Origin of the sequence: Halegenticoccus tardaugens (assembly GCF_004116405.1) — an archaeon.
GTDB lineage: Archaea > Halobacteriota > Halobacteria > Halobacteriales > Haloferacaceae > Halegenticoccus > Halegenticoccus tardaugens.
Window position 1 is genome coordinate 17,562 of record NZ_SDIC01000005.1, and the last position, 23,759, is coordinate 41,320.

At 57.9% G+C, this 23,759-nt stretch carries 18 protein-coding genes and 4 pseudogenes; 17 read left to right on the plus strand and 5 right to left on the minus strand.

Annotated features, from left to right (window positions below):
• Positions 1-35: 35 nt before the first annotated feature.
• Genes C3L37_RS14200 through C3L37_RS14215 form a run of 4 tightly spaced genes read left to right on the plus strand, consistent with a single transcriptional unit; the run spans position 36 to position 4,301 of the window.
• Positions 36-1,508 (plus strand): SLC13 family permease, encoded by a 1,473-nt coding sequence (locus C3L37_RS14200; protein ID WP_129115292.1) that lies wholly within the window; start codon positions 36-38, stop codon positions 1,506-1,508.
• Positions 1,509-1,560: 52 nt separating this feature from the next.
• Entirely contained in the window at positions 1,561-1,995 is a 435-nt protein-coding gene (locus C3L37_RS14205) for a universal stress protein (protein WP_129115293.1), read from the plus strand.
• A complete protein-coding gene (locus C3L37_RS14210) occupies positions 1,992-2,969 on the plus strand; it encodes an NAD(P)-dependent oxidoreductase (RefSeq protein ID WP_129115294.1) in 978 nt (325 codons plus the stop codon). The genes C3L37_RS14205 and C3L37_RS14210 overlap by 4 nt, the downstream gene beginning before the upstream one ends.
• A gap of 24 nt (positions 2,970-2,993) precedes the next feature.
• Positions 2,994-4,301 (plus strand): MFS transporter, encoded by a 1,308-nt coding sequence (locus tag C3L37_RS14215; RefSeq protein WP_129115295.1) that lies wholly within the window; start codon positions 2,994-2,996, stop codon positions 4,299-4,301.
• On the opposite strand, the gene C3L37_RS14220 is transcribed toward C3L37_RS14215, so the two are convergent.
• Positions 4,196-4,939 carry an SDR family NAD(P)-dependent oxidoreductase gene (locus C3L37_RS14220; protein WP_129115296.1) on the minus strand — a complete coding sequence of 248 codons (744 nt, stop codon included), beginning with the start codon at positions 4,937-4,939 and terminating at the stop codon, positions 4,196-4,198. The two genes, C3L37_RS14215 and C3L37_RS14220, sit on opposite strands and share 106 nt — an antisense overlap.
• Positions 4,940-5,226: 287 nt before the next feature.
• Between C3L37_RS14220 and C3L37_RS14225 the strand changes: the two are divergent.
• The 3 genes and pseudogenes from C3L37_RS14225 (at position 5,227) to C3L37_RS14235 (ending at position 7,637) form a co-directional block, all read left to right on the plus strand.
• Positions 5,227-6,023 (plus strand): annotated as a pseudogene (locus C3L37_RS14225) (SDR family oxidoreductase).
• 124 nt (positions 6,024-6,147) lie between these two features.
• Positions 6,148-6,498, plus strand: coding sequence for a cupin domain-containing protein (locus C3L37_RS14230; protein ID WP_129115297.1), 351 nt, complete (start codon positions 6,148-6,150; stop codon positions 6,496-6,498).
• A 173-nt stretch (positions 6,499-6,671) separates the two neighbouring features.
• Positions 6,672-7,637: an NAD(P)-dependent oxidoreductase gene (locus C3L37_RS14235; RefSeq protein WP_129115298.1), complete on the plus strand. Its 966-nt coding sequence runs from the start codon at positions 6,672-6,674 to the stop codon at positions 7,635-7,637.
• A 135-nt stretch (positions 7,638-7,772) separates the two neighbouring features.
• On the opposite strand, the pseudogene C3L37_RS25775 reads toward C3L37_RS14235, so the two are convergent.
• The 3 genes and pseudogenes from C3L37_RS25775 to C3L37_RS14250 form a co-directional block, all read right to left on the minus strand.
• Positions 7,773-8,214, minus strand: a pseudogene (locus C3L37_RS25775) (IS6 family transposase); the annotation flags it as partial.
• Positions 8,215-8,260: 46 nt separating this feature from the next.
• Positions 8,261-9,003: pseudogene (locus C3L37_RS14245) on the minus strand (IS6 family transposase).
• A 171-nt stretch (positions 9,004-9,174) separates the two neighbouring features.
• Positions 9,175-10,017 carry a fumarylacetoacetate hydrolase family protein gene (locus C3L37_RS14250; protein ID WP_129115299.1) on the minus strand — a complete coding sequence of 281 codons (843 nt, stop codon included), beginning with the start codon at positions 10,015-10,017 and terminating at the stop codon, positions 9,175-9,177.
• 211 nt (positions 10,018-10,228) lie between these two features.
• On the opposite strand from C3L37_RS14250, the gene C3L37_RS14255 reads away from it, so the two are divergent.
• Positions 10,229-11,575, plus strand: coding sequence for a DUF362 domain-containing protein (locus tag C3L37_RS14255; protein ID WP_129115582.1), 1,347 nt, complete (start codon positions 10,229-10,231; stop codon positions 11,573-11,575).
• 102 nt (positions 11,576-11,677) lie between these two features.
• Here the strand turns inward: C3L37_RS14255 and C3L37_RS14260 are convergent, their stop codons facing one another.
• Entirely contained in the window at positions 11,678-12,826 is a 1,149-nt protein-coding gene (locus C3L37_RS14260) for a Gfo/Idh/MocA family protein (RefSeq protein WP_129115300.1), read from the minus strand.
• A gap of 407 nt (positions 12,827-13,233) precedes the next feature.
• Between C3L37_RS14260 and C3L37_RS14265 the strand changes: the two genes are divergently transcribed.
• The 9 genes and pseudogenes from C3L37_RS14265 (at position 13,234) to C3L37_RS14305 (ending at position 23,656) form a co-directional block, all read left to right on the plus strand.
• Positions 13,234-14,340: a Gfo/Idh/MocA family protein gene (locus tag C3L37_RS14265; RefSeq protein WP_129115301.1), complete on the plus strand. Its 1,107-nt coding sequence runs from the start codon at positions 13,234-13,236 to the stop codon at positions 14,338-14,340.
• 75 nt (positions 14,341-14,415) lie between these two features.
• Positions 14,416-15,183 carry an IclR family transcriptional regulator gene (locus tag C3L37_RS14270; RefSeq protein WP_129115302.1) on the plus strand — a complete coding sequence of 256 codons (768 nt, stop codon included), beginning with the start codon at positions 14,416-14,418 and terminating at the stop codon, positions 15,181-15,183.
• Positions 15,184-15,855: 672 nt separating this feature from the next.
• Entirely contained in the window at positions 15,856-17,040 is a 1,185-nt protein-coding gene (locus tag C3L37_RS14275) for an ABC transporter substrate-binding protein (RefSeq protein ID WP_129115303.1), read from the plus strand.
• 48 nt (positions 17,041-17,088) lie between these two features.
• Positions 17,089-17,871 (plus strand): ABC transporter ATP-binding protein, encoded by a 783-nt coding sequence (locus C3L37_RS14280; RefSeq protein WP_228546241.1) that lies wholly within the window; start codon positions 17,089-17,091, stop codon positions 17,869-17,871.
• A gap of 85 nt (positions 17,872-17,956) precedes the next feature.
• A complete protein-coding gene (locus tag C3L37_RS14285) occupies positions 17,957-18,661 on the plus strand; it encodes an ABC transporter permease (RefSeq protein ID WP_164974756.1) in 705 nt (234 codons plus the stop codon).
• Positions 18,662-18,663: 2 nt separating this feature from the next.
• Positions 18,664-19,479 carry an ABC transporter permease gene (locus tag C3L37_RS14290; RefSeq protein WP_129115306.1) on the plus strand — a complete coding sequence of 272 codons (816 nt, stop codon included), beginning with the start codon at positions 18,664-18,666 and terminating at the stop codon, positions 19,477-19,479.
• Positions 19,480-19,753: 274 nt separating this feature from the next.
• Positions 19,754-20,503: an enolase C-terminal domain-like protein gene (locus C3L37_RS14295; RefSeq protein ID WP_129115307.1), complete on the plus strand. Its 750-nt coding sequence runs from the start codon at positions 19,754-19,756 to the stop codon at positions 20,501-20,503.
• Positions 20,451-21,147, plus strand: a pseudogene (locus tag C3L37_RS14300) (RNA-guided endonuclease InsQ/TnpB family protein); the annotation flags it as partial. The gene C3L37_RS14295 and the pseudogene C3L37_RS14300, both read left to right, overlap by 53 nt.
• 1,264 nt (positions 21,148-22,411) lie before the next feature.
• Entirely contained in the window at positions 22,412-23,656 is a 1,245-nt protein-coding gene (locus C3L37_RS14305) for a mandelate racemase/muconate lactonizing enzyme family protein (RefSeq protein WP_129115308.1), read from the plus strand.
• Positions 23,657-23,759 lie beyond the last annotated feature (103 nt).

The following is a 23,759-nucleotide window of genomic DNA, read 5'->3' on the forward strand; positions in this document are numbered from 1 at the left end:
AACTTTTTTATCAATGATTAATGTAGGTGGGTACAATGGCAGATAATCCGTCCGCTGGTGACGACCGTTCGGCCCAGTTGCCCGGCCTCGTCGATGCCAGTGGCATCGAACTCGGCGGCATCATCGCTGCCGTCGCGGTAGTGCTGTGGTGCGTCATCTCGCCGCCGCCGCCGGGATTCACCCCAGCGATGCAGACGGTCCTCGCAGTGTTCGGCTTCTCGCTTCTTCTCTGGCTGACGAAGGCGCTTCCGTACGTCGTCTCCAGCAGCATCAGCGTCACGCTCCTGTTTACGCTCGGAGCGGTCGAGACGTTCCAAGAGGCGACCATCGGCTTCGCCTCCACGCTCGTGTTCTTCTTGCTCTTGTTGCTCCTACTAGGCCAGACCATTGCGAAGGTCGACCTCGACGTGTGGTTCGCTTCGCAGCTTCTCTCGAATGGTGAGAACGCGCCACGCCCCCTTCGCTCGCTTTCGATGAACCTCCTCGCACTCTCGTTCGTCATGCCTTCGGCCGTCGCGCGCGCGGTGACATTCATCCCCGTCGTCAGGCAACTCTCGGACGCGTACGGCGTCCCCCACGACAGCGATTTCGAGCGGTCGTCGTTTCTCATCCTCGGCCACGTCAACCCCCTCGCATCGATGGCACTCATGACCGGTGGCGGGATGGCTATCATCACCTCTGAGTTAGTCCAGTCGGAGGTGCGACCAATCACGTGGGTCGAGTGGGCCGTCTACATGATCCCACCTATCGTCGTCCTCTACGTCCTCTCCGCGTTGACCGCCGAGCGGTTCTACGATGCACTCCCCGAACTCGACGCGGCCGCCACGCGGTCCGACGGTAACGGCCCGACTCCCGAGAACGCGTTTGACGTGGGTTCCGAAGACTCCTTCAGCGATGATCAGCGGATCGTCGCCACCGTCATGCTCGGAGCTGTGGCGCTATGGGTCGTCGGTTCGTTCGTTGGTCTCCCGACCATCGTTCCTGCGGCGCTGGCCGTCTGTGTGTTGTCACTTCCGGGCATCCGGATAATCACCGCCGCCGACATGGCCGACGTCAGTTGGGGCATCCTGTTCGTCATCGGGACGATGTTCTCCATCCTCGAGGCGATGGAGTCGACCGGTACGCTCACCTACCTCGTCGAGACGATAACCAGCCTCATCCCTTTCGCCTCGCTCGCCCACTGGCAGACAATCGTCGTCTTACTCTCCATCGCCGTCATCATGCGCGTCTTCTTCTCAACCGCATCTGCCGCCATCATCGTCGTTCTCCCCATCATCCTCCGATTCGGAGAGGTACTCGGCGTGGATCAGCTCTTTCTCGCGCTCTCGGTTCTTATCATTGTTGGATCAACGACGTTCCTTCCGTTCAACACCACTTCCGTGCTGCTGTCGTTTGACCGTGGTCCGTTGTCCAACAGGGATGTTGTCGCGTTCGGTTTCGTGACGATGTTCTACGCCTCGTTCGTTATTGCCGGATCATGGCTGTTCTACTGGCCGATGGTCGTCTGACGACGTTCGAGGGATATATAACCTTATCATCTAGTAGTCCCTGAACGAATACATGCTGATCGTCGCAGCAGTCGATCGAACCGGACCCCGAGAGATGATACTCGACGAAGCAAGCGCACTCGCCGACGCCTTCGGCGACGACCTACACGTCGTTCACGCGATGAGTCAATCGACGTTCCGGGATCTCGAAATGAAAAGCGTTGAGAAGACCGGGCAGACCATCGATATCGACGATGTCCGAGCGCTGGCGCGAGAAATCGCCGAGGAGGCCGTCGACGAGGCGGGCGTTGAGTCGACGGCCGTTGGCGTCGTCGGCGACCCTGCAGACGCCGTGTTGAAGTACGCGACCAACCGGAGCACGCGATACATCGCCGTCGGAGGAAAGCGACGCACCCCCGTTGGGAAGGCACTGTTCGGCAGCGTTACTCAGGCAGTCCTCCTCAACTCCGATCTGCCTGTGGTCACTGTGACAACGGACGACCAATGACGGCGCGTCCAAGAGCACTCATCGACCAGGATATTCAACCCGCTGACCGATTTCGCATGCAGGCATCGGACTGCTTCGATCTCTCGTTCGGCGTCGAACCGAACGAAGACGCCGTTATCGAGGCGCTCGACGGCCGATCAGTTCTGTTCACTACCTCCCGCGTTCCCGTCACTGAGCGGGTGCTTCGAGAGGCGGGGTCGCTCGAACTCGTCGCGAAGGTCGGAACCGGTATCGACAGCATCGACCTCGCGACGGCCGAAGAGCTGGGCGTCGGTGTCATCTACACGCCGGGATTCAATGCACTGTCGGTCGCCGAACACGCGCTGGCGCTCCTTCTCGCCGTTAGTCGAAACGTCGTCATGGGGTGCGGCGAACTCCGTGCGGGGGGCTGGCGCGACACGATGCCGACGAGTTGTCCGGTGACGGATACAACAGTCGGCATCGTCGGCTTCGGACGCGTCGGAAGTCGACTCGCAGGTCTCCTTGACGGCTTCAACGTCGAACTGCTCGCTCACGACCCGTACGTCGAGGACATCAAAACCGACATCACGGGCGCGACGCTCGTCGGCTTCGAGGAACTGCTCGAAGCGTCGGACTCCGTCATCGTCACCGCAGAACTTACAGAAGAGACGCGGGGAATGTTCGACGCGGAGGCGTTCGACCGAATGAGCACCGACGCCGTCCTCGTAAACACGGCTCGCGGTCCCGTTGTGGACACCGATGCACTCGTTGTTGCGCTTGACAGCGGAAAACTCGGCGGTGCGGGTCTCGACGTATTCGAGACGGAGCCGCTCCCGGTCGACAGCCCACTCCACGACTATGAGAACGTCGTCGTCACCCCTCACCTCGCGGCGTCCTCCGTTCGCGCGCGAACAAACATCATCGACACGCTGGTCGCCAATGCTCGACCCGTCCTCAACGGTCGATCGATCGACGACCGATTCATAGCAGTCGCTCCGAATGGACGGCGCTGAGTCAGACGGGGCCGGCCCGCGGTAATGACTCGCGACCGAGAGGAGACAGAACTCGATGACGAGCGCGGTTCGACCGCCACTCACGTCCTCACGGAGCCGTTGGTCGTCATCATCGCCGCCGGGTGGGTCATCGTCTCCGGCGCTCGGTTCGTTCTTCCCGTCCTTCTCCCGTGGATAACGGTCGACTTCGGCATCGACGGAACGACGGCCGGGGTTCTGCTCACCGGCCTCTGGACCGCGTACGCGCTGACGCAGTATCCCGCTGGACTTCTCGCTGACCGGACGAGCGACCGAACTGTCCTCCTCCTCGGCGTCGGTACCGCCCTCGTCGGAACGGGCTTTACGAGCGTCGCTCCGACGTTCGAGACGTTCGTACTCGGTGGACTTCTCTTCGGTGTCGGTGCAGGACTGTACGCACCGCCGCGGGTGACGATACTCTCCGATACCTACGGCGAGCGACGCGGAAGCGCCCTCGGCATTACGTTCGCCGCGGGAAACGTCGGGTCGGCCGTCCTTCCAGCTGCCGCTAGCACGGTCGCCGCAACGTTCGGGTGGCGGATGGGACTCAGCGTCGCACTCCCCGTCTTCGCCGCCATCTTCGTCGGGACGTGGATCGTCGTGCCAACCTCGGCGTCGTCCGAGCACATCGCTGAGACGAAGTCGATCGAAGGCAACGAGGAACCGCCGGCGGAGAACCCAATACACGCCCGCTTCATAGTCGGTGCGAGTAGGCTCTATCGACAGCTCGGTAGCCCCGCGGTCATCCGCGCGACGGCGGCGTTCACGCTGATGACGTTCGTCTATCAGGGACTCACCTCATTTTTCCCCACGTATCTCAGCGGACAGATGGGACTCACACCTCAGACCACCTCACTCGTGTTCGGGGTGTTCTTCGTCAGTGCCGCCGCCTCTCAATGGACCGCTGGTGCCGCGGCTGATCGATTCGGTGACCGCCGGCTCCTCGCCGCAGTCTCCGCGTTCGGCGTGCTCACGGTGCTGGCGATTCCATTCGTTGACGGTCCCGTTTCCTTGACGGTGCTGTCCGCGTTGCTCGGGACGCGCCTCGGAATCGGCCCCGTCGGAAACGGCTACATCGCGGTAGCGCTCCGCGGCGACGGCCAAGGGGCCGCCTACGGGTTGGTTCGAACCGTCTTCTTCACCGTCGGAGCGACGGGTGCCGTCGTCACTGGGGCGTTCATCGATCATGGGTTGTTCCATGAGGTGTTCTACGTGTACGCTGCAATGACCGCCGTCGCCGCCTTGCTGTTCGCGGTGCTACCGTCGATCCATGATCGGGGTGAAACGAGAGTTGAAGACGGGAGACGCAAGTGAAGCTCCGTGATTCCCTCGCGGGCGGCCATCTCTGATAGCTTGAACTGAATCCGATCAGACATCACTCCCCGAGGTGAGACGCAGTTCACCCGCACCCCGTCGCATCCGTACTCTTCGGCCAGCACCTTCGAGAGTCCGTAGATACCGGGACGAAAGACGTTTCCGAGTACACCGCCCGCGGACGGTTCGAGCGCGGATGCCGCGACCAGATTCGTTATCGCACCACCGCCCTCCCGAAGGGAGGGAAGAGCGCTTCGACAAGCAAGGACGGTGCTACAGAGAATACTCCGGTAGGCGTCGTCGAACTCCGAGACCGAGAGGTCGGGAAAGCGTGTCGTCGCCGGACCACCGTGATTCGTCACGAGGATGTCGAGTCCACCGAGGATGTCGATAGCCTCGTCCGTCCGCTCGCGAACGGCTGCCTCGTCGGTAAGGTCACAGACGACCCACTCGATCATCTCCTCGTCACATCCCGTTGCCGATCGAATCGACGCAGCCGCTTCGCGGAGTCGATCCGTATCACGCGAGGCGACGACGACGCGTGCTCCCTCGGCGACGAGTTCGTGCGCCACCGCTCGTCCGAGTCCACCGCTCGCTGCTGTCACGTACGCGCGCGTACCTTCGAGTCCGAGGTCCATGTGGAGCCCACAGACCGAACCGGAATATACCTGACTGTTGGAGAAGACTACTCGACAGGTCACCCCACGTCGCCACGGCACCCGGTTGGACGAGCGAGTCGGCAAGTTCGATTCGTTCGCCTTCGTCGGGAACCCGGATTTGGACATAGCTCATTGGAGATCATGAATTTCAGGAGCCGCATTAATTCCCCCGTCGTGCGTCTCGAAGGTGACAGACGGGGCACGCGACGCGGACCGAAGATTTCTGCCGCACCAACAGTTTTTACCCCTGGGTGAAAGGAAGGATCATGGACCTCGAAATCGATGGAGATGTCGCACTGATAACGGCATCGAGCCGCGGGCTCGGCAACGCCTCTGCGCGAGCGCTCGTTCGCGAGGGAGCGCATGTGGTCGTCAACGGCCGCGACGAAGAGGAACTCGAAGCCGCCGCCTCCGGCCTGAGAGACGCCGCCACGGGCGATTCCCGCGTCGTCCCAGTCGTAGGTGACCTCACTGACAAAGACGACGTCGACCGCCTCGTCGAGAGAACGCTTGAGGAGTTTGGCCAGCTTGACCACCTCGTCACGTCAGCGGGTGGACCGCCGAGCGGGGAGTTCCTCGACACGACGGACGAAGACTGGTATCAGGCGTACGATTTGCTCGTGATGAGCGTCGTCCGACTCGCTCGCGCGGCCGCCGACTCCCTCCGCAAGGGCGATGGTGGGACCATCGTCAACATCACCTCTCGAAGTGTGAAAGAGGCGATAGACGCACTCGTTCTGTCGAACTCGGTCCGGATGAGTGTTACGGTCTGGAGAAAACGCTCTCGAAGGAGCTGGCACCGGAGGTGCGGGTGAACGCTGTCCTCCCGGGCTCACACGAGACTTCTCGAATCCGTGAGCTCATCGAGCAGGGCGTCGAACGCGGCGATTATGAGAGCTATGAGCAAGGACTGGCCGAGCGCGGTTCGTCGAATCCGCTCGGGCGAATTGGCGACCCGATAGAGCTCGGGAACACGGTGGCGTTCCTCTCGTCGCCGAAGTCGGGCTACGTCAACGGGCAGTCAATAGTCATCGACGGTGGAGCCAGCAGTTCGAACTTGTGAACAGACCTCGGGGTCAAGCCCCGGGGCACTCTGCGTTGATTTCTGTAGATTCTCCGGACAGTGAACACACACCGAACATCGCCGCATTCGGAATCACTTTTTCGGATGCCGATAAGTGGAGGGTATGGATCACGTCCCGTTCGACGATGCAGAGAAGTACGAACCCGACGAAGGATGGATGCGTGCCTCGCTCGCCGGCAGTGACCGGTTCACCTTCGAGTGGTTCGAAAAGCCGCCGGGGCACAGTTCGCCGATGCACGACCACGAGAATGAACAGGTCTGTCTGTGTCTGAAGGGCGAACTGACGCTTTACAACGAAGACGGCGAGTCAACGACTCTCCGAAAATACGACTCCGTCCACCTCGACTCGTGGGAACCTCACCGCGTCGAGAACACCGGCGACGAACGCGCGGTCGGCCTCGACGTGTTCGCACCCGGCCGATCGTTCGACTTCTGGACGGAGCGTGACCGATGACGTCGAACTCGACAAGACGGATATAAACCGAGTGATCGACCGACACTAATGATGTACGATAGGAGCGGACGACAGAGGACCCACGGAACGACACCAAGGATGATCGACGAACCGATACAACGCCGAACCGAGGAGTACCAACGAACGAGTGACCGTAGCCGCGGAAGGGTCCGATGACGACGGGTCGCTGGCGCGTCCTCGTGACGGAACCGATCGACGAGGCCGGCCTCAAGCGTCTCGAAGAGATTGCCGACGTCACGCGGTGGGACGCATACGACGACGAGACGCTCGCTCGGGAAATAGATCACTACCACGCGATCGTCGTTAGAACGAAGGCGCTACCGCCGGAGATGATCGAACGTGCCGAGCACCTCCGAGTTATCTCCAAACACGGTGTCGGGCTGGACAACGTCCCCGTCGAGGTGGCGAGTGAAGGGAACGTGGCAGTGTGTAATCTCCCCGGGGTCAACACTCAAAAGGTTGCGGAACACGCCCTCGCGCTCTTGCTTGCCGTTCGCAAGACGACCCCACCGACGAACGCCGCACTCGCCGACGGCTCTTGGGACCGTGGCGACTACCGTCCGCGAACGATCAAGGGAGGCATCCTCGGCCTCTTTGGCTTCGGCCACACCGGGCGGAACCTCGCTGAGCTGGCCCACGGTATCGGCCTCCCGTGCGTCGCGTACGATCCGTACGTACGGGACGCGGATCTCCCGCTCCACGTTACCGGTGTCGAAACGAAGCGCGAGTTGTTTGACCGTGCCCGCTACGTGAGCGTCCATGCGCCCCTCACCGACGAGACTCGTGGGGCTATTGGGGCAGAGCAACTCCGGCGGCTTCCCGACGACGGCGTCGTCGTCAACACCGCCCGCGGCGGGATCGTTGACGAAGAGTCGCTCCTGGCCGCGCTCGAAGCCGGCGAGATCGCAGGAGCCGGAATGGACGTCTTCGTCGACGAACCGCTTGCCCCCAATCACCCGCTGATTGAACGGGACGACGTCGTCGCAACCCCCCACATCGCCGGCACGACGGTCGAATCCCTCCGCCGAATGAGCATCGGCGCAGCGGACAACGTTCGTCAGGTACGTGATGGCCGGCTTCCGGAGATGACGGTGAATGCCGCCGAGATTGAGCTCTAACCCCAATAAGATTCGACGATTGAGCTCGGAAGGGAGTAGATTGGCTTCGAGCCCGAACCTCCGGCGTATCTCATAGAATAGTTCGTGCGGCATTGTTCAGAGTAGCTGGTTCTAGTAGTCTACGTAACTTTGTAACTATGTTTCGGCGGTTGCTGACTCGGCGTTTCTGAAGCAGTTTCTAAACTGAGAAGTATGCCGTTTTATCTTTTGAAAGAGACGTTCAACAGCGTTCCGATTTCCGTGTCATTCGTATCGAAATCTGAGCTCGCGATCATGGAGGGCAGCGTTGAGCCACGGGCTAAATCGACGAAAACCACGCGTCATCAACGTCGTGTTCCTCCTGCAATTCAGTGAGAAACATCGAGGTAAGTGCTTTTGTTCGCGTCGTATAGAGCTTTACGTGGAGAAATTCGTTGGTTATGGGACGACGGCAGCGTACAGCCAGTAGCGCTGATTATCGAGTTAGATCACTGGTTCATCGAGCGCGATGTGATCAGGTTGGATTCCGTCTGTCGGCCAATGATCGGCTTTTCTGGATCCAATTATGAACGGGCGATCGAGCCCGTTCGACACCGAATCACTCTAATATATATGAAATTTATAATATATCAGGATGGTACTGTCTAGCTCAGGGCGTTTGGGAAGTGAGCAGGTCTTGACATCCTCCCACAACTGAAGTCATGGTCTTCCGCTCGATTCCTATCAGCTGACGTTCTGCCGTCGAGTGATTGATGCGGTTTTTGGCAATTGTAGTAATGTGTGAATTGTGCAACTCATTCGCGTGCGCCCAACCGATTTCCGACCCACAAGTTGTGGAAGCGACCGATGCGCATTTTAAGGGTGAGAAACCATTTTTCGATCAAGTTTGATCGGTGTAGTCCACCCGACAGTTCAGTCCTAACCGAGAGATTGCAGTCCGATAACCGAATTGATCGACGAGAAACACACCATCGGAGAGATCGTGTTTCTCACGGAGTCCATGCTGAAACGCAACCGCTGGATAAGTGCCTGCCATTCAAATAACTGAACGTCGAGAATCAACTTCGTGTCGAGGTATATTGTATCGTACAATCAAGACTACTCGCCGTTGATCTTGATAGCGGTCTCGTCAACCGCGATCCGCTTCGGCTTCGCCGAAGACAGGTCAGAAACGCTAGCAGATACGCGATGTACCACGTCGAAAGATTGCCTGATGAGAGCGCTCTTCGCAAAATAGCCGCAGAATATCTTGTGCCTCTCTGAGTGAACAACCGGTCGCGTGGGGGCGGACGACGAGCGCCCTGACGGGAGTCTGAGAGCCGTCCGCTTTCACACCCACGTTTTCTAGATCCACGTCATAGCACTCGCTGGGCGGGTCTGCGAGCATCTGTGGAAAAGATACTCAACGAGCTGCTTGTTCCTCAAACCTTTTTGACCAGGCAGTGCCGATTCGACCAAGGCCTACCTGGTCCACTAGGAGTCCCGAAGTTACACTCGTTCGATTTTCACGGCGAGTCGTGAAAATCGGTACCCGGGTCTGTGGTCGATCGCCACTAGGCTATTCCGCAACCACTGGATTCGTGAGTGTACCGATTCCTTCGATTTCAGCCTCACAGATCTGGCCGGGTTCGAGAAGGTCGACGGGGTCGCGGAAGATACCGACCCCTCCCGGTGTGCCGGTCGAGACTACATCACCTGGCTGGAGCGTCATGTTCGCGCTGATGTAAGACACCAGTTCCGGGACGTCGAAGATGAATTCCTCGGTGTTAGATGATTGCTTCGTCTTCCCGTCAACGCGCAACGAGACATCAACGGCGTTGGGGTCGAAGTTCATCCCTGTGACAAGCGTCGGACCCATCGGCGAGAAGGTATCGTAGCTCTTCCCCCGGAAGAACTGGCCGTCTGAGAACTGCGCACTCCGGCCGCTCACATCGTTGAGGATCGTGTACCCGGCGACGTAGTCGGATACCTCGGCTTCGTTCAGGTCTGTGGCCGTACGTCCAATCACGACGGCCAGTTCGACCTCGTAGTCGACCTGTTCGTCGCGGGGGTGGACGATCGGACTATTCGGATTCGTGACTGTCGTAGGGGCTTTGGCGAACAGGAGGGGAACGTCAGGAACCTCCTCGTCCTGCTCTTCGGCGTGGTCATGATAGTTTAGGCCAGCGCAGACAATCTTCGGTGGGCGGGGGACCGGTGCGAGCAAGCTCACCTCGTCCGCGTCGACCTGCGAGAGTGTGTCGTTCCGGACGGCGTCCTGCAACCAGTCGAGGTACCGGCGATTCGTGAGATCCTGATAGGACGGCTCTCCTCCCGGAAGGTCGGCGAGCGCATGAATTGCTGTGTCGGTTTTGATGCCCCAGGCTGGTCCAGCACCGTGGTTGTATCGAACGAACTTCATCAATGAGAAGGTATGTTGGCCTCGGGTCTTAAACATTGAGGTGATAGTATCGACGTGGGTATAGACTGTCAAACACATCTATCACCGTCGATAGAGGATGTCGAACTCGCGAGAGACCCCTTGGTAAGTGATACGCACAGTTGTCGTCGGCGGAGTCGCTGGTAGCCGGACATGGGTCAGCTTTATGGGTGACACATACGAGCGTTGGTGCATGGATACGCTATCGAGGAGTTCACTCGCGGTCCCGGAAGCGGCAATTCGTGAGGCCTGTGGTGAGACGTTACTCCCCGAGCTCGGAGTTATCGAACAGGTATGGGAGACTGACCCGATTCTAGAGGAGGATCTCGCCGAGCGCGCTGCGACAGCCTTCGAATCGCTTCAGTTGGAGAACGTCCCGGACGGGGGCGAAATCGCGCTTGGAGTCGGGAGTCGTGGCATTGCGAATCTCGGGACCATCGTTGGCGGCGTTGTTGCGGCCGCCCAGGATCATGGGTACGAACCGTTTATCTTCCCTGCGATGGGCAGTCACGGCGGGGCCACCGCTGATGGGCAACGGGAGATGCTAGCCGACCTCGGCGTGTCGGCGTCGGCGGTTGGCTGCGAAATCCGATCGAGCATGGACGTCACGGAGATCGGACGGACCACCAATCGTGACGTACCGGTCGTCGCCGACACGAACGCGGTTGCGGCTGACGCCATCGTGCCGATAAATCGGATCAAACCACACACGGACTTCGACGGGACCGTCGAAAGTGGGCTCTCGAAGATGCTTGTCATCGGAATGGGAAAACAACGAGGGGCGAAGATCGCACACGACTGGGCGGTCGACTGGTCGCTTCGGAACATGATTCCGGAAATCACCGCACAGTTGCTCGCGGAGCTGCCCGTCGTCGGCGGAATCGCTATCCTTGAGGATCAACGAGACGATACGGCGCTGATAGAGGGCGTCCCACCAGCAGGCTTCCTCGATCGTGAAGCGGAACTCCTCGAAACCGCGTACGACGTCATGCCAACGCTCCCATTCGAGGAAATCGATGTATTGATTCTCGACAACCAAGGAAAAGACATCAGCGGCCAAGGAATGGACACGAACGTCATCGGACGGCGGCCATTTGCGATCCAGGAACCGGAGCCGGACCTCCCTGACATCAAACGAATCTACACCCGAGGGTTGACCGAGACGACCCATGGCAACGCAATGGGGATGGGATCGGCCGACTTCGTCCATGCGAACCTCCTCGAGGGGATAGACATGCCGACCACGCTCATCAACGCCCTGACGGCGAGTACAACCAGAGGTGTCCGTCTCCCGCCGGTCGTCGAGACTGATCGTGCTGGCCTCGTCGCGGCGCTATCAACAATCGGGATCGTAAAGCCCGAAACTGTACGAGTCCTCCGTGCCGCAGATACCATGCATCTCCAGCGGTTCTACGCCTCGACGGCGCTGATTGAGGAAGCACGCCAGCGCGACGATCTCCGTGTCATCGAAGAGCCGAAACCGATCCAATTCGAATCCGGCGAGTTCGCAGCTCCATCTCCACACGAGATGGGTGGATGAGTCGAGCCGCGACGGAACCAGGATCGACGAGTATCAACGCCTCACTCTAACACGGTGTACCGTCGAGTTCTGTCGGGCATCGACGAATTCGGATTAGGGTGTTCAGACCTCAAGTTCGTCGAGGCGGATACGTCGTTGTTCGTTTGAGGACTGATAGCTCGCTTCGGTGAGCTGAACGCCTCTCGCCCCGGCGGCGAAGTCCCAGGGGAACGGTTCATCCGCGACGACGTACCGGATGAACTTTTCCCATTGTACTTTGAACGCGTTCTCGAACTCCTGGTTCTCTGGGACGGGCTCCCAGTCATCGGTGAAATCATGGTCTTTTGGCGTGTCGGGGTTCCACACCGCCTTCGGAGTGTTGGAGTGGTGCTGGGTTTTGCAGTCACGTAATCCGGCGACAGCACTACCCTCCGTCCCGTCAACCGTGATCTCGAGGAGATCGTCCCGGTTGACGCGCACCGCCCACGATGAGTTGAGTTGTGCGACGATATCGCCCTCGAGTTCCATGATCGCGTAGGCCGCATCGTCAGCCGTCGCCTCGTACACGTCACCATTCTCGTCGACGCGTTCGGGAATGTGTGTCTTTTCCGTACATCGCACCGACTCGACGCGACCGAAGAGATTCTCGAGAACGTAGCTCCAGTGAGAGAACATGTCGTCAACGATACCGCCGCCATCCTCTGCGCGGTAGTTCCACGATGGACGCTGTGGCGACTGGACGTCTCCGGTGAATACCCAATACCCGAACTCGATTCGAACCGAGAGGATATCACCGAAGAACTCTTGTTCGATCAGCCGGTCAAGCAGTACGATCCCAGGAAGCCACAGTTTGTCCTGAACGATACCATACTTGACGCCGCTTCGCTTCGCCTTGCGGGTGACTTCGAGTGCGGTGTCGAGGTCACCAGCCAGAGGTTTCTCACAGTAAACGTGCTTTTCGGCATCGATCGCTTTCAGAAGGGCATCGGGCCGACGTGGTGTTACCTGCGAGTCGAAGTAGATCTCCTCGTCTCCGTCGAGACATGTCTCCAAATCGGGGTCGACGGTCCAGCGTTCGACACCGTATTCCTCGCTTAGCGCTCGGAGCTTTCGTTCGTTTCGGCCGACGAGTACCGGATTCGGTAGTACTCGCTCCCCGTTGGGTAGTTCAACCCCGCCGTCATCGCGCAATGCCAATATGGAGCGGATGAGGTGCTGGTTCGTTCCCATCCGACCCGTTACGCCGTTCATGATGATACCTATCTCTTGCATCTGGCTACCACTTCGACGTAGACTCTGACTTGAAGTATAATAATATTTCGGTCGCTTGGAGTGGTGCAGGGGGAGGAGGCATTTGCTGTCTCGGGTGATGATCGAGAATCTTGTCGACGCTGCCGCTCGGCTATCGGCGTCTCTGGCCTGTCCGCTGACGCCTCAGGACACGAGTATCGGCTGGTGGTGACAATTCTGAGCGTGCCGATTCGCGGTCAGCAACCCTGTAGGAACGGAAGAACCGTGGATCGAACGTGATATACCACCGGACTAGAGCGATTAGTACCAACTGTGAAGGACCACGATCTCAAAGGAAATCTTGACGGCGAGACGAGGGCCCTCGGCAATTCCCTGCGTTTTTCTCCGCAACACACACTATATTATATGAAGTTATGTGAATCGGATGTATGACCGTAAACATCGGTTATGTTGGTATCGACCATCACCATCGAGATCCGTATTTCGCCGTTGCAAGTCAACTCGACGCCACCGTCACTGCGGTTTGTGAGCCAGGGCGCGAAGTCGACGTCAAGAACCTCACCGCGATGGACGACCGGCCCGACGAGGTCACGACCGAGGGCCAAGACGTGTCCGACCTCGTGAGGGGCGCGGCGGTTTATGAGAATCCGCATCGTCTGGTCGGTGACGAGAGCGTCGATGTTGTCTGGATCACGTATCGAAGCGACGAGACACAATCGATAATCGAGAGCGCCGTTGAGAACGGCGTCCACGTGATCAGTGAGAAGCCTATCGCACGAACGGCGGCCGACTTGGAGGCAATCGCTAGGCGGGCGAACGATGCTGGGATCACCGTCTCACCGACGATGTACTACCGGAAGAATCCGATCGCACTGGAGCTGCGTGACCGAGTCCGCGATGGCTTCTTTGGAGACGTGTGGACCGTCGAAGGGCGGTTCAACGCCAGTCAACTCTCGTACCGAAACACGGACCACTACATATATGATCGAGAAACGAGTCGCGGGGGTGCGCTCCAGTGGATCGGCCCACATTGGGTCGACGCGATCCCATGGGTGCTCGACGACCCAATCTCCCGAGTGAACGCTGAGTTCCACCATGGTGCAGACGTCGACGTGGATCTGGGGGCGGTGCTCCAGTTCGAGACGCGGGATGGAACACTCGGAACCTATCACACCGGGTACTACCTGAGCGACCGCGGCAAGGACACGCACCTCGGCCTCTACGGATCTCGTGCTCAGGCCCTGACGCCGCTTCACCACGATTCCCTCCAGCATGAGCCGACAGTACCGCTCGAACTCACGACGGAGCACCCGGACTGGACCGCCGCCCCAAAGCGGACCACCGAGTTCGAGTTCACCTACGACCGATTTCCGGCTTGGGGTGACTTCGTCCAGGACTACTTTGAGGCGTACTTCACGGGGTACGAGACCGGCGACGTTCCTGCGACAGTCGAGGATGCCGTCCAACTCCTCCGAGTCCTCGACGCCGCGTACGAGTCCGGCGACCGCGGCGGCTGGGTCGAGGTTGCAGACTGAACGTCTCACATTCACGTTCGGCGACGACCGTTCTAACATCACGAACTTTATATTGGAAGCTGCGGTGGGTTAGGCATGGCTCGCCAAGGCAAATCGAAAAAGCTCCAAACGACCGCCACGTCGATAGAGATCCTGAAATTTCTCGAGGAAGTCAACGGCGCCCGGGTCTCCGAGATCGCCGATAACATGGAGATGCCGAAGAGCACCGTGCACGGTCATCTTTCAACGCTCAAGGCCGAACAGTTTGTGACCCAGAAAGCGGATTTCTACGATCTCGGGCCCGAACTTTTACGCCTCGGCTATCAGGTGTGGACCCGGGAGAAAGGATACGTATTGGCGCGTGAGTTCACAGAACGGCTCTTCGATGTCGTTGGTCTTCGTTCTGTTTTTGCCGCCGAAATGAGCGGCAAAGCCGTGTTCATCCAAACGGCATCGGGAAAAAAGACGGGGTGGATGCATGAGCGGCCAGGAAATCGGTTGTCGCTCCACAACACTGCCGTCGGAAAAGCGATACTCGCGAAGATGCCTCGGACGAGGGTCGAACAGATCATCGATAAGTGGGGACTCCCGAAGGAGACAGAAAACACCATCACCGATAAAGAGGCGCTGTACGCTGAACTGGAGGCCGTCCGTAAACAAGGATACGCCGTCAACCACGCGGAGAACTTCAAAGAGCTCCACGGTATCGGCGTCGCGGCGACGGAGAAAACCGGCAACGTGGTCGGAGCTTTTAGCGTTACCGGCCCAGAGCACTCGTTCAGCGGTCCGGACACGGAAGCCAGCATCGCAGACGCCGTGATCGAAATCGTTGATGAGTACGAGCTGGAACTCGCCCTCGCGTAAGCTCGATCCGTCCCCAAGGCTGGGTGCTGCCGGATTCGGCGGGGGGCCAGGACGATGGCACCACGTATGTGGTCCTGAGAAGCAAATAGCAAAAACAGCAGGCGTATTCGGCATATAGAAACTTGATAAGCTATCCTTCAAAATTACAAACCTAAATCTGTAATAACTCGGGGGGCGTCGTTAGCTATTCACATGAATCGGATCCGACTCGCGTTCGTATATTTCGAATTTTTTATGGGGTGGTGGTTCTGTCCATTGCGAGTCACCTCCAAAAGGTCGAAGGTCATCAGAGGGAGTCACACTGAGAGCGAACGAAATCAATGCGGGAAGTCCGCAGTACACGTCGTAGACCATGAGGCAATACACCATGGGGGTAGACCACCATTACGATCTCGGCGTTCCACCTGCGATGACGACCGAGTTTGCCGGGGTGACGCCGGTGGGTGTCCGGAAACGCTCGGTCCCGCTATGCCACGGTTGTCTTCGACATCCCCGGTACGTGCTCACGAACGAGAACGTCACCGTTCCGACAGGCATACGGACGCCATCACTGGGGTTTGGTAAGCGACGTGGCGGACGAGCACCGCGAGAGCAGCGGATACGAATGGTTGCCGCATTTATCATCTTTGTCGTAGAGGAACCTTTATATTGTATGGTGGTAACACAGGTCGTATGGCCAGGCAAGACGATACTGAGGAGATTGTTACCAAACTCGACAGGTTACTCCCGGAAGGTATCAACCGAAGAAGGTTTCTTCAGGCGAGTGCTGGTGGGTTCACCGCGGCAGTCGCAGGGTGTTTAGGTGCCAACGGGAACGGCGGCGGTAATGGGAACGGCAAAAGCAACGGCGATGCCGACGTCGTCTGGCGTCAGCCGTGGGCCCAGGAACCGACGTGGTCGATAGCCTACATCGCCAACTTGGAAGGTCACTGGGAGGACGCAGGCATCGACACCCCGAATGTCCAACCCGGAGAAGGATCTCCGGATACCGCACGACGGATCGGAACAGGAGAGGAAGAGATTGGGCAGGCTGAGTTCGGCTCCTGCGTCACAGGACTGGCGGAGGGGCAGGACATGCGGTTCTTTTCCGTTCCAAAACCACGTGCGTTACTGGGTTTTATCTATCGGACTGACAGAATAAAGAGCGAGGAGGATTTGGAAGGCAAGAACATTGGCCTCGCCTCTCCGTTCGCTGAGGAGACGTGGCCAATATTCCCCGAGGCGGTTGGCGTCAATCCGGACAACGTGAACGCGGATTACGTCGAAGAGGACGCCGCACCGGGACAGCTGGCAAAGGGGAACTTGGACGCCATCTACGGGGCACTCGACCTCCTTGGTACGTATCGGGACCAAGTTGGCGACAACGTGGAACTCGGCGTGACGCCGATCAACAATTACTTGACTGTGATCGGGTATCCGTTGATGGTCAACGGCAAGTGGCTCGACGAAGACGACGGGAACATGGACTACCTCACAGGGGTACTCGAAGGCTACTCGGCCGCCATGAAGTGGTGTCTCTTAAATCCAGAAAAGACGATCGACATCATGATCGACGAGGTCAACGAAGAACTTCAGATCCAGGACCGAGAAACTCTTTCCTCACAAATGCGCTGGAACGTCGCCATCAGTGCTACCGAAGAGACCCGAAAGGAAGGACTTGGATGGTTCTCCGAGGACCAGATACAATCGTCGCTCGACAATCTGACGATAATGGTTGACAACCCTAACGACCTTCCCAACGCAAGTGATATCATAGAGATGGGCCCCATCGAGAATGCCGAATTGTCGACGCTCAACGATGACGAGTGGAAGCAAGTGGTTGACTACACGAAAGAGGAATCATCATTCTTCGAGTAAACCATGAATAGTATGAACTCCGTATCATCTAACGAGAATTCACACACAATGGACTCACACCCCGCAATAACGTTCGACGGTGTCACCAAGCACTTCGGGTCCGGTGAGACCACGGTTCACGCGCTGGAGGACATCGACCTGTCCGTCGCTGACGGGGAGTTCGTCTCCCTCGTCGGTCCCTCGGGGTGTGGTAAGTCGACCTTGTTAAACATTGGAGCTGGGTTACACGAACCGACCAGCGGAGCGGTCAGATTGCACGGGCGGGACTTCGATATCGCCGACTCCACCGGCGATATTGGATTCATATTTCAACGGCCAGTCCTGTTCGATTGGCGGACAGTGAGAAAGAACATTCTCCTGCCAGTGCGGATTATGAAGAAGAACGGAGATCTGGACGGGGATATGCAAGAGTACCAAGACCGTGTGGACGAATTACTCTCGCTGGTCGGCCTTGAGGGATTCGGTGGCTCCTACCCGAAGGAACTGTCGGGCGGTATGCAACAGCGCGTGTCTATCTGTCAGAGCCTCATCTATGATCCGGAGATCTTACTGATGGACGAACCGTTCGGCTCGCTCGACGCCCTCACGAAGGACCAGATGAACGAAGAACTTCTCAACATTTGGATGCAGACGAACAAGACAATTCTCTTCGTCACACACGACCTGCGCGAGGCTGTCTTTCTCTCGGATAAGATCGTGGTACTGAGTCCACGCCCTGGCAGAATACAAGACGTAATTAACGTTGATCTTCCGCGACCCAGAGACGAGGAGACGAAGCAACTGAGTGAGTATAACGACCTCGTCACGTCCGTCTATTCATACTTCAGGTGATCTAATGGAGTTCGATGATACCAGACGAACGCGGTGGTTGCTAACGTTGGGCGGGTTAGTCATGGTACTGACGACTTGGCATCTGATGACGGAAGCGTCCGGTCTCGTTTCAGAGACGATGTTTCCCCCGCCAGAGAGCGTCTACTCCGCGTTCATCGACAACCAAGAATTGATCGTCGACAACACGTGGCCGACGGTCACAGCGGGCTTCATCGGATTTGGGCTCGCCGTCGTGACGGCCACACTCAGTGCTATCCTCCTTTCGCTCAGTAAACGCGTAGAGAACGCACTGATGCCACTCGTCGTGAGCGTGAACTCGGTTCCGCGAGTGACTCTTGCTCCGTTGCTCATCTTTTACCTCGGTTCGGGAGTCGCTACGAATTACATGATCGCCGCTTGGGTCGCGTTCTTCCCGATGTTCTTGAACGCCATGGAGAGCCTCGGACAGATCTCTGGCGAACATCACGATCTATGCCACCTCTATCAGGCTTCGACCTGGCAGGAGTATCGCTACATCCGCATTCCGAACGCGCTTCCCCAGATGTTCGACGGTATGAAGATGGCTATCATCCTTGCGATGATCGGGGCGGTTGTTGGTGAATTCGTCGCGACGACGGAAGGCCTCGGATACCTCTCGACGCTCGCGCTTCGGAACGCGAACATGGGTCTGGCATTTGCAGTGGTCGGTGTCTTAGGCTTCATTTCGACAGCGGCCATCTTCGTCCTTTACCAAATACAGGACAAACTTATCTTCTGGGAAGATTCGAGCTTCTTTACGACGGAGGCCTAACAATGGAAGAAGAACACTCACTACCATCGGCCGGTCAGCACGACCGGGTTAGCGTACCACGACGACTTGAGCAGTGGGCAGGCGAGAATGTCGGGACGGCTTTCGTGGTCGTCTTACTGCTCTGTCTTTGGGAAATCTATTCCCAACTCTTCAATGACCGCGGAGATATTTACTTTCCGAGCATTGAATACACCGTTCGGCAGACGGTAGAATCGTCCGGTATCGTCCTCGCGGCGATCCAGGTGACGTTCGTAGAGGTACTTGTTGGGTTCGCACTTGCGGTCGTACTCGGTACGACGCTCGGCATCATCATAGCTGAGTCATTCGTCGTCCGGTACCTTTCGATGCCTGCGTTGATCTATACGTATGGCATTCCACACCCGATCCTCGCGCCGGTGTTTCTGCTTTGGTTTGGACTCGGTCTCGAGGGCGTCGTCACGTTTGCGGCGTGGGTTGCGTTCTTCCCTACGTTTATTAACACTGTTTCGAGTCTAAGTCGGATCGATCCTGAGTATGAGAAATTCCGGACGATCGTCGGTGCTGGACGGTTCCAGCACCTCCGGTACATCAAATTCTGGACCGCCCTCCCGGATATTATCAATGGAGTGAAAATCACATTCCAGCTTACGATCGTCGGTGCAATCATCGCCGAGTTCCTCGGTGGTGGGAGCGGACTCGGATATCTAATTATCCAGTCGACTCAGCGGGCACAACTGGGCCTGACCTTCGGAATCATCATCCTGATCGCGCTATTCGCGTCAGTTCTCTTCAAATTACTCTCGCTTCTCCTCGATGCGTTCGCTCCTCACAAGACTTGATCGAGGACAAGAGATTTCCTTTACGTGACGACGGATACCGTGGTGATCTAGTCGAAATGATTAGTACAAAATTCTATGTGGCAATTTGTCTAAATGAGATTTGGAATTACAATAATAATAGCTCGTAGACATCTCTATCGGGCGAACCAACTTCAATTGTGGAATTTTTATGATTCCGGTGGTCAACTTAGCCACCCACTCTGACGTCGTTCCGAGCGGTCAAACCAGCGCGCTCGAACGTTCCATGAACTCGTGTCACAGAGTAAATCCACGTATGAAAATCACCGAATATGAATTGTTCGAGGTACCTCCGCGGTGGCAGTTTCTCCAGGTCGTGACGAACGATGGGCTGGTCGGCTGGGGCGAAACATACACAAAATGGCACTTCGTGAACGACAGTTCACCGGCGACACGAAGCGCCGTCGATCAGATGATGCACCACTACGTGCGCGGCGAGGACCCGGCGCGAATCGAGGACCTCTGGCAGTCGATGTATCGAAGTAGCTTCTATCGTGGTGGACCCATCCACATGAGTGCAATCGCAGGGATCGATCAGGCGCTCTGGGACGTCAAAGGAAAGCGGTGTGACGAGCCAGTGTTCGAACTGCTCGGCGGTCGGGTAAGAGATCGGATTCGGGTCTACGAACACGTGTCTACCCACCACGAAAAGGACGTCTCCGATGCTGCAGCCGCCGCGGCGCGAGAGGCGCGTACCGCTAGCGATAAAGGGTATACTGCAGTGGAATTGGTACCGATGGGCGGGGTAGAACATATCGACACGTCCGGGGCTGTCGACCGGGCGTGTGATGTCGTGAGAGCGGTTCGCGAGGAGATTGATCCGGACGTCGGCGTTGCTCTCGACTTCCACGGACGGGTTTCGAAGTCGATGGCGATGCCCCTCATCGCGGCACTCGAGAAGTTCGATCCGCTGTTCATCGAGGAGTCGGTTCCCCCGAGCAGGTTGCAGTCCGGACGGTGCAACCGTCGGGTCGCTCGACCTCTCGGACGAACGCGAGCGGCTTGAACGCGAGCAACGGAAGTTCTCGCGGAAACAACACGGGTCGAACAACTACGAGCGTCGCCGTCGGCGGGTAGCGAACTGCCACGCCGACCTGAAGCGAAAGCGCCGCGACCTCCTGCACAAGCTCTCAAACTACTACTCGCGAGGGTATGACCTCGTAGCGGTTGAGGACTTGAACGTGAAGGGAATGCTCGAATCCCCGTCGAACAGTCGAAACACCGCATCCGCCGCGTGGCGAACATACCTCTCGCTCCTCGAATACCAGTGTGAGCGGAACGGGACGCACTTCCTCGCCGTCGAACCGGCAGGGACGACGAAGGAATGCGCGGCGTGCGGCGTGCGGCGTCTCGACCGAGAAGCCGTTGTGGGTCCGCGAACACTCCTGTCCCGCCTGTGGTTTCACGGCGGATCGGGACGCGAACGCTGCATGGAACATCCTTTCTCGGGGCATCAAGCAGGTAGGAGTGGTTCACTCCGAATCAACGTCCGCAGAAACGCTTCGCGTTTCTGATGGGCTGCGAAAATCACGCAGTAATTTTCGAACGCCTATAGAGACTGCGCTCCCCGTGGATACGTCCGTATCTGCACAACGCGTCGTGGAAGCAGGAAGCCCTCCCCTCAAGCGCGAGCCGTCATGCGAGCGGTAGGGTAGGATAGTTCACACTCTCGAAATCACACGGTTTCACGGATAAGCGTCACTTCGCCGCTTCTGACGGCACATTCCAACGCCAATCCAGGTTGTTGTGCCAGCGATGTCGTCCATCCGTGTGTCAGTCGATAACTCGTCTTGGTATCAAACGTGATAGTTCACTGATGGCTCATACGCATGCGAGAGACGGCCAATCAGTTCAGGGATATCAGGCGTTCCCCATCGGGGAACAGGATGCCGCTACCTGTTTACTGGTCGCGGGTTATTAGAAGAGATGGGCGAACTGGCGAAGCTAACGCATGCGGGAAGAATAGTAGCGATCCGAACATATTCATAGTGATCAATTCTGTTCGTTACTGAACTAGTATTGTAACTCTCTACCGTCTCCGCCAATCGTTCCCGATGCGGGAACACATGCAGATCTAAGTACCCCGGTAACCAGCTAGGAATCGTGCGCCAATATCCCTGATTGGAATATATAATATTTTATGGTTATTATTCAGATAGATGTAGCGTCTCTAATCGCTAGACGCGTAGTCACTGGCAGAAGGGCCGCTTGTCAGGTGCCTCGTCCTAAAGAACGAGGATCGCTCAGCCAGTGAGTCAACCGTGTGAACGATTTGATTGCCCACGAGACTTCGACCCTACCTCTAACTGGCGGAGAGCGACCGTTCGCGTTCATTGTCTAAGGCTTACGGACTTCCTGACGGGCGATCCAGCCCACGGAGAGCGCGTTTTTCGGCCGGACGTGACAAATAAGTCTCCGAAAAACGGCCGGAGAGAGCGCAACCGTTTGAGGTCCTTTAGCGCCGGATGCGGTGTGTCCATGCCGGGGCTTCGGGTACTTCACGAACAAGATGACGCCCGTCCCACAAAGCGGTTTTCACTCTCGCTGCCGTCCGCTCCGGAGAGTGTACTTTTATTGGACGGGCTTCGCATTTGTAGCATCTCTATCGGTCTATATGAACACTCACCGCACGCGATAACAACGCTTCCGATTGAATTGGCGGCCGACAATCTTCGGTAGTTCACCACGAGACTGTTAGCTTCTTCCCTACGCGGACGCAACGGGCTTCCGCCTCGAATCACCGTGAACTACTGAACGCGTGGGGGCGTATCGGATAAACAGGTCGAAGACGTGCATATCAGTTCGGAAGAGGGGAACGCGGAGTGGGGTGCTCATCGATGCAAAAGCCCAAATCGGTGTATTCACCGGGACGCTGACCCGGACATTTTATGTTATCAGGGACAGGAGTCCGGGTATGCGAATCACAGACGTTCACGGATACGCTCTGTCGTCCCCTATCGAACCCGTGCAAGAACGACGGTTTCACGGCGGCCGCCGCCGTCTGCTCAAACGTGACGTGGTGCTTGTTACGGTAGAAACAGCGGATGGCGAGCGGGGTGTCGCACCCGCCGGCGCGAGCAGTTCTGCGATGCGCGAGTACTTCGAAGGCGAGTCCCAAGGAACGTTCGCCGATGTCATCGAGAATCAAGTGGCGGACGCCCTCGAAGGCGAGACTATTGAGAACGTGACGGACGCACACGATCGCATTGGCTCAACGGACCTCCCCGGTCGCATGCAGACACAGGCCGCCTCTGCGGTAGACGTGGCGCTCTACGACGTCCTGGGAAAACGAGCGGCGGCCCCAATATACGATCTTCTCGTGGACAGGTTCGAGGATGCACCCGAACCCACAACGAATCTCCCATTGTACGCCAGTGCGGGGATGTACATGGACCCAGAGGGATACGCCGAGCAAGCCACATTCGTCGAGGAGGCGGGTTTCGTGGGGTACAAATACCGTCCCGGAATCGGGCCCGAGGCTGACCGGGAGACGATCAATCTCGTCACCGACGCCGTCGACAAGACAGAGATCATGCTCGATGCGCACACCTGGTGGAAACTCCGCAAGCCGTACGGCGACGAGATAGTCACGGACCTCGTGTCGTACGCTGCGAGGAGGGGCGTGTACTGGGTCGAAGAACCAGTCGCCCCTGATGACTACTCGGGCTACGAGCAACTCGCAGAAATAGGAGCACCGCTCGCAGGCGGCGAGAGCGAACCGTCGCCGGAGGGACTCATCTCGCTCGCGAAGACGGGAGCCGTGTCCTACCTGCAGGGTGACGTTCGCCACCACCGTGGCTTCACTGGTTGTACCAGCGCTATCGAGTTCTGCCGCGGCCGCGACATCCAGTTCGTTCCCCATAACTTCGGAACCTGGCTAGGGTTACTGGCGAACGCCCATCTCGTGGCCGCCGGACCGGACGTCAAACTGGTTGAGTACCCTGTATTCGAGGACGATCCGCTGGTCGACGCATTGGGCGACCCCGGAATGTATCCGTTCGACCTCGCATTCGACATCATTGAGGGCGAACCGGCCGTCAAGAACGGTCACCTGTCCGTTCCCGACGCGCCCGGGCTGGGAGTCGAGGTAAACCTCGACGTTGTCGACGAGTACCCGTATATCGAAGGACCCTGGACAGAATTCGAGTACGCTCAGTAGTCGATACCGGATAAAACGGAGGACACGCATTTGATGAATTAATGCGCTTACCTCGGTCAAGCTGAGCATGAACGTTCTAGTAACTGGCGCGTACGGACGCTGC